The sequence below is a fragment of the Anaerococcus sp. HMSC068A02 genome, from assembly GCF_001811125.1.
GTDB lineage: Bacteria > Bacillota > Clostridia > Tissierellales > Peptoniphilaceae > Anaerococcus > Anaerococcus vaginalis_C.
The window spans coordinates 1-7,588 of the sequence record NZ_KV803739.1; the positions used below are offsets into that span (position 1 = coordinate 1).

At 29.6% G+C, this 7,588-nt stretch carries 7 protein-coding genes; all 7 read left to right on the forward strand.

Features of this window, described 5'->3' with window-relative positions; genetic code table 11:
- The first annotated feature begins 221 nt into the window (after positions 1-221).
- Entirely contained in the window at positions 222-806 is a 585-nt protein-coding gene (locus HMPREF2782_RS03220) for a TetR/AcrR family transcriptional regulator (protein WP_070640818.1), read from the forward strand.
- Positions 807-815: 9 nt separating this feature from the next.
- Positions 816-1,793 carry a helix-turn-helix domain-containing protein gene (locus tag HMPREF2782_RS03225; protein WP_070640820.1) on the forward strand — a complete coding sequence of 326 codons (978 nt, stop codon included), beginning with the start codon at positions 816-818 and terminating at the stop codon, positions 1,791-1,793.
- A 66-nt stretch (positions 1,794-1,859) separates the two neighbouring features.
- Positions 1,860-2,450 (forward strand): MptD family putative ECF transporter S component, encoded by a 591-nt coding sequence (locus HMPREF2782_RS03230; protein WP_070640822.1) that lies wholly within the window; start codon positions 1,860-1,862, stop codon positions 2,448-2,450.
- On the forward strand, positions 2,447-3,118 hold the full coding sequence (locus HMPREF2782_RS03235; protein ID WP_070640824.1) for an energy-coupling factor transporter transmembrane component T: 672 nt from the start codon (positions 2,447-2,449) through the stop codon (positions 3,116-3,118). Before HMPREF2782_RS03230 ends, HMPREF2782_RS03235 begins: the two co-directional genes overlap by 4 nt.
- 1 nt (position 3,119) lies before the next feature.
- Positions 3,120-4,571 (forward strand): ABC transporter ATP-binding protein, encoded by a 1,452-nt coding sequence (locus tag HMPREF2782_RS03240; RefSeq protein WP_070640826.1) that lies wholly within the window; start codon positions 3,120-3,122, stop codon positions 4,569-4,571.
- 11 nt (positions 4,572-4,582) lie between these two features.
- Complete coding sequence (locus HMPREF2782_RS03245; RefSeq protein ID WP_070640828.1) at positions 4,583-6,304, forward strand: ABC transporter ATP-binding protein; 1,722 nt, start codon at positions 4,583-4,585, stop codon at positions 6,302-6,304.
- Positions 6,297-7,588, forward strand: a 1,292-nt coding sequence (locus HMPREF2782_RS03250) for an ABC transporter ATP-binding protein (RefSeq protein ID WP_070640830.1), incomplete at its 3' end; no start/stop codon positions are given. The genes HMPREF2782_RS03245 and HMPREF2782_RS03250, both read left to right, overlap by 8 nt.

Below are 7,588 nucleotides of genomic sequence, written 5' to 3' on the forward strand. Positions count from 1 at the left end.
TAGTTGGTCTATTAAAGTTATAAGCGTTAAGCGTTTATTAAATTATAACCAATTATACCGCATTTAAAGAAATTAATAAAGCAGTATAAGGGAGTTCAAGCAAATATCTTAAATAAGATTACTAAAATTTAAAATAATTCACGTATTGAAATTAATTATCAAATGAGTTACAATAAAACTGACGGTAGCGTCGGAATTGTTTATTGACAGGAGATAAAGTTTTGAATGATAAAAAATTGAAAGTTGGAGAAAAAAGGAAGTTAGAAATTCTGGAAGCGGCAAAAAAATGTTTCTTAGAAAAGGGTTTCCAAAATACAACTATGGAAGATGTTATAGAAAAAGTAAGTTTAAGTAAAGGTGGTGTTTACTATCATTATGGATCAACCTACGAAATGATTTATGATTTTATGAAATTAGGTATCAAATATAGAGGAGAAAAAAACAAAAATATCGACACATCTAAGTTAACGACTTTAGACGCAATTACTGAGATGATGATGGAAAGAATTTATGATGAAAATGAATTTAAAAGCATCTATGCAATTTTTTTGAAACTACAAAATGAAGATAAAAGATTGTGTGAAATGTTTGAAAATTTAAAAGAAACAAACACAGAAATTTTATCGTCTACATTTCCTCCAAACGATAAGCTATCATCTATTTTTGAAGATGAGTTTTTAGTGACCTTTGTAAATACTTTGATTTTAGGATATGAAAGTTTAAATCAAAAAGAAATTTTTATTGAAAATAAAAAAACAATCAAAAAGATGTTGGAAGGTTATTTGAGAGAAAAACTCATTAATTAGGAGATTTTTATGGGTAAGGAGTTAATGTGCCATCTTTATGGAAGAAATTTAGAAAAAATAATAGAAAATTCTAAAGGAAGAATTTGTGAATTTCATAATTTGGAAAATGGGAAGTATATAGTTTCGAAGTACGAAATTTTCAAAGGGGTAACAGTTTTTTATAATGATATACACACTTCTGTCATAAAGAAAAAATTATCAAAAAATTTAAACCAAAGCTATGAGATTAATCATTGTAGAGAAGGAAGATTTGAATGCGTGTTAAGCGATGGAACTATTACTTATATGGAATCGGGAGATTTTGCAATCAATGCAAGTAGTAACAGCTCTGAGGAATCTTTTTTTCCTATATCTCATTATCATGGTGTGACTTTTTATATTAATCTAAAAGAATTTGATAGCGAAATATATTTTTTAGAGGAAATGTTAGGGATTAAATTTGAAGTTGTTTTAAGAAAATTATGCAATAAGGACAAAATTTTTGTACAAAGAGCTACTCGGCATATTGAACATATTTTTTATGAAGTCTATAAAGTCCCAGATGAAATTCTAATTGAATATCTAAGGGTAAAATTTCAAGAACTTTTCCTATATATTTCAAGCCTTGATACCAGTAACAAGATAAGCGATAGGAAATATTTTATTAAGACAAATGTTGATATTGTAAAGAAAATAGATGAATTTATAAAGAATAATTACGAAAAAAATATAACTTATGATAAACTATCAGAAATCTATAAGATAAATACTACCACAATGAAATCTTGCTATAAGAGTGTTTTTGGGCAAACAATTAAGGAAGCTATAACAAGTAAAAGATTGGAGGTAGCAGCTGATTTTTTGAATAATACATCAATTTCAATTACGGAAATTGCTATTAGGGTAGGTTTCACAGATCATGCTAAATTTTCAAATACTTTTAAAAATAAGTTTAATCTCACTCCTTCAGAATATAGAAAAATATCTAAAACAGCACATTTAGTCTAAATAGTCAAGAAAATAAGCTTAGTCTATTATAGAATGATAATATATATCAAATAAGGAGGTTGAATTATGGAAAGTAAAAAATTAACTATAAAAGATTTAGCAACCATAGGAATCTTTTCTGCAATCATGATTGTTGTATTCATTGCTTTTTCAATGATTACAGGGGCATCATTATTTTTCAATATGATTTTTAATGCTGTGTTTACTGCACTAATTTTAGGACCATTTTTTGTTTATATGGCTATGAAAGTAGGCAAACCGGGAGTTGCACTAATTTACAATATTATACAAGCTATATTAGCAACTGTCTTTATGGGTCCTTTTATGATTCCATGGTTTGTAGGTGGCGGGATAATAGCAGAGTTATCTATGCTTGGTACAGATAGCTATAGGAATATAAAAAGAATTACTATTGCTTGGATAATTACATCATTAACCAGAGCGGCTCATGGTATGAGCGAAATATGGTTTTTTAAAGATGCTTTCATTAAGTCTGGCGTATCTCAAGAACAAGTTCAAATACAAACTCAGTATTATACAAATCCTAAATGGATTCTTATTTCTTTAGCATGTACTATTGTGGCGGCAATTATTGGTTGCTATTTAGGAAATAAGATGACAGAAAAGCATTTTAAAAAGACAGGCATAATAAAATGATGTATTTGGACTTACGTTCCAAATTAGTAGTATTTTTAAGTACAGTATTTTTGGTTTCAGTATTGTCCAAAGATACTGTACTTTTTTTATTAGCCGCCATTCTAGTTATTTATGTATCACTGCAAGGATATAGAAAATCTACTATAAAACTAATTATTGCAATGGGTGTTTTAAGTTTTTTGAGATTTGTCTCAAATGGTGAAGGTTTTGGCATTTTGATTCCAGATATGTTTCTGTTTATGGTTATAAGAACACTAGTTATAGTTCTATCAGTAATACCAATTTTAAAAACACCTCCAGGAGAGATAATGGCAATAATGAAAAAAATGAAAATTCATAGAAATATTGCTTTGCCACTTATTTTCATGATGAGATTTTTCCCAGTAGTTAAAAGTGAGTTTAAAGAAATTATCGACTCGTTGAGATTAAGAGGATTAATTTCTATTAAAAAACCATTTTTAACGATGGAATATTTATTTGTTCCTATGATGTTTTCATCTTCAAAAATAGCTGAAGAACTTGCCGCCGCATCGGAAGTAAGAGGAATTTCTGCATCTGGAAAACATAGCTCAAGAAGAGAAATAAAATTTAGAAATCTTGATGTTATTGTTTGTTTAATCACCATCTTTATCACAATGAGCATGATTTTCCTGGAGAGGAGTTATTAAGATGATCAAGTTAAAAAATGTAAGCTTTGCCTACAGTAAAGATTCAGCAAACATCTTAAAAAATATTAATTTGGAAATTAATGATGGGGAATGTGTTGCCTTTATAGGGGCGAGTGGTTGTGGTAAAACTACCCTTACAAGACTTATAAATGGTCTTGCTTATAAATTCTATGGAGGGAAATTAAAGGGGGGAATTTCCATAGATGGAATAAATCCCCTGGAAAAAGAATTATATGAAATAGGGAGGAAAGTAGGATCTATTTTTCAAAATCCCAAGAGTCAATTTTTTGCAGAAAATGTAGAAGATGAAATTGCCTTCGGGCTTGAAAATTATGGGATAGAAAGAGAAAAAATAGATGAAATAATCAATAATTCCTTAAAATCTATTAATGGAGAAGATTTAAAAGATAAAAACTTATTTCATCTTTCAAGTGGAGAAAGACAAAAAATAGCAATTGCTTCAATAAATGCACTTAATCCGCCTATTTATGTTTTTGATGAACCGTCTGCTAACCTAGATATGAAAAGTGTAGAAGCTTTAAGAAAACTTATGCTTTTATTAAAGAAAAATAAAAAGACAATAATCATTTCAGAGCATAGGCTATACTACCTTAGAGGAGTAGTAGATAAATATTATTATCTTGAAAATGGGGAAATTAGCAATGTTTTTACAGAGGAAGAACTATTATCAAAAAGTGAAGATTCTTTCAATAGGTTAGGATTAAGATTCTTTTCTTTAAATAAAATATCTCCTAAAATAAATAAGTTAAAAGAGGTAAATTCTATGAACCTAGAAAAAATTTCTTTTTCCTATAATAAGAATGTCCTTATAAAAGATTTGACCTACGAATTTAAAAGTGGAAATATTTATGGAATTATTGGGGATAATGGCATAGGCAAATCTACTCTGTTTAAAATTTTAAGTGGACTTATGAAAAAAGATAGTGGTGTTATATCTATAAATGGAGAAAAATTAAACAAAAGAAATAGGCAAAAAAGAATATACTACCTGTCAAATAATCCTGATAGTAATCTTTTTGAAGTTTCAGCAGAAGACGAGTTAAAACTAAATAATAAAGATGCAGATACAGATAAAATATTAGCTGATTTTAACTTAGAAAATATAAAAGACATCCATCCACAAATCATGTCAGGCGGACAAAAACAAAGATTAACTATCGCTTCAGCAGAACTTTTAGAAAGAGATGTTTATTTATTTGATGAGCCAACAAGTGGTTTAGATGGACATAATATGCAAATTATTTCAGAAAGAATGAAGAAATTACAAGAAAAAGAAAAAATTATACTTATAATTTCCCATGATTATGAATTTTTGTGTAATTCCTGCAATAAAATTCTTTATTTAGACGGATACTTTTTTGAGGAATTTTCTACAAAAGAGGATAAAGAAAAAATATTAGCTATATTAATGGGAAAAAATTTTAATATTTAGGAGGGGATTTGATGGATCTAATAAAACAATATGTAAGAAAGAGAAAAGGCTCATATTTTATGTCAATCTTACTGGCAATAATTGGAGTAGTGGCTGGTCTTTTTTCTTATATTTTTATGGCGAAAATTATTGTGAATTTGATTAATGGCATAAGGGATATGAGCTTATACACTCCACTTTGCATAAGTATTTTAATAACATTTGTTATTAAAGAAGTGGCATCTGGAATATCAACAAGAATTTCTCATACTGCAACTTTTAATTCACTTGGAGAAATAAGAAATGATATTTCCAAAAAATTATTTAAGATGCCATTGGGAGATGTATTATCAAGATCATCTGGAGAATTAAAAAATATTATAGTTGAGCAAGTTGATTCTATGGAAACATCACTTGCCCACCTAGTGCCAGAATTTACGGCAAACTTAGTAGGACCTGTTCTATTATTTATTTATATGTTTACCTTAGATTGGCGATTGACCTTGCTATCACTAATTCCGTTTGTAGTAGGAATGGCTACCATGATGTCTGTTATGAATGCTCATTATAAGGAAATGTTTGGAAAATCAGTTGCCATTGGTCAACATATGAATAATTCCATTGTTGAGTATATCAATGGGATAGAAGTAATAAAGACCTTTAATCAAAGCGAATCATCTTATAAAAAATATGCTGATGCAGTTTATGATAATGCAAGCTTTTATTATAACTGGATGGGTGAATCTATGAATAGGGTTGCCATAGGTAGATTACTTTCTCCTATGGGAATTATTACAATCATACCCTTTGGGATTTTATTTTATATAAAGGGAAGTATTGAATTAGGAAATTTAATTACCTTAATCGTCTTATCCTTTGCTACAGTTTCTAGTATTTTAAAAATCATGAACTATATGGACGATATGTCAAGAATATCAACTATAACTTCTGAAATAGGAAAGATTTTAGATTCAAAAGAGTTAGAAAATATTGACAAGGGAGAAAAAATAGAATCCTATAATATAGAACTTCAAGACGTAGACTTTTCTTACGATGGAAAAAATAAGGTTATAGATAATCTTTCTATGGAAATAAAAGAATCTAATGTTTCAGCACTCGTTGGTCCTTCTGGGTCAGGCAAGTCCACAATAGCAAAACTTATTGCTGGTTTTTGGAATGTAGATAGAGGTTCTATTAAAATCGGTGGAGTAGAAACAAAGGATGTGTCGCTCGAAAACTTGTCTTCACTTATTTCTTTTGTATCCCAAGACAATTTCCTCTTTGATATGACTATAAAGGAAAATATTAGGCTTGGAAATAAGAATGCCTCTGACGAAGAAATTATAGATGTATGTAAAAAATCTGCCTGCCATGATTTTATTATGAATCTATCTAACGGTTATGATACAAGAGTTGGCGAAGGTGGAGGTCATCTATCTGGAGGAGAAAGACAAAGAATATCTATTGCTCGTGCCATGTTAAAGAATGCACCAATCGTAATTTTAGATGAAGCAACTTCTTATATAGATCCCGAAAATGAAGCTCTCATACAAAATGCCTTGGCAAATCTAGTTAAGGGTAAAACTTTAATCATAATCGCTCATAGGTTAAAGACAATTGTTGATGCAGATAGGATATTTGTTATTAAAGATGGCAAATTAAATTCTTATGGTACTCATGAAGAACTATTAAAGTCATCAGAACTTTATAAGGAAATGTATGCTGCAAATTTAAGGGGTGATGAAAATGCTTAATGTGTTTAAAAAGATATGGAATTTTTCAAAAGAAGAACAGGTAAATATTAAGAAATCCATTCTCGCTGGATTTTTGCACGCAGTATTTAATGCCCTTGAGTTTGGTGCAATTTACTATATGCTAGTAAATATATTTTCTAAAACTTTAGACTATAAGGCTATCTTTGTTTGTCTTGGAATATTAGTTATATCCCTTGTTGGAAAGATAATGACACAAAAATCATCACAAATGGCACAAACACACGCTGGATATTTTATGGCAGCCCATAAGAGGATAGAAATAGGAGAAAAAATAAAAAGAGTTCCTATGGGTTTCTTTTCAAGCTTTTCACTTGGAAGATTAACTACTATTGCTACATCTTCACTTTCCCAAGCAGAAATGTGGGTGCCTATGCTTTTGGTTCTTGTACTTGGTGGTGTTTTAAATACTTTAGTCTTTGTCATTGGAACTTTAATTTTTAACGTAAAGGTAGGACTGGTTGCTGTAGCAGGTGTCTTAGTATTTTTCATCGTTACATCAATGATGGAGAAAAAATCATCAGCTAATGCAGACAAAATGACAGAAACACAAACAAGACTTACAAAAGAAGTATTAGCAACTTTACAAGGAATGCAGGTTATAAAATCCTATAATCTTGGTGGAGAAAATAACAGAGCTTTGAGAAAGTCTATAAAAGATACATCAAATATACTTTTAGATTTAGAAATATCTGTAGCACCATACACAGTTATTCAAAGAATTGTAATGGGAATAACAACAGTAGCTATGGTCTATGTATCATTAAAATTAAATTTATCTGGTGAACTTCCACTTGCTGAAACAATTCTTATGATTATGGCATCCTTTATTATCTTTGAAGGCTTAATCGGGGCAGGATCAAACATGGCAATCCTAAGAGCTTGCGAAAATGCCATAGATTCTGTAGGTTTTATCGACTCTATGCCTGATATGAGAGAAGGAAGTATTACAGAGCCTATAAAAAATCATGATATAGTCTTTAAAAATGTCAGCTTCTCTTATTATGACAGACCCATTTTAAAAAATGTCTCAGCAGAGATAAAAGAAAATACCATGACTGCCATAGTTGGTCCATCTGGATCTGGCAAGACTACATTTTGTAATCTTATTGCAAGATTTTGGGATGTAAACTCTGGCGAAATTTTAATAGGTGGGAAAAATATTAAGGATTATAAGATAGAAAACCTTATGAATTCAATTTCCATGGTATTTCAAGATGTATATCTATTTGAGGATACAATTGAAAACAATATAAAATTTGGAAA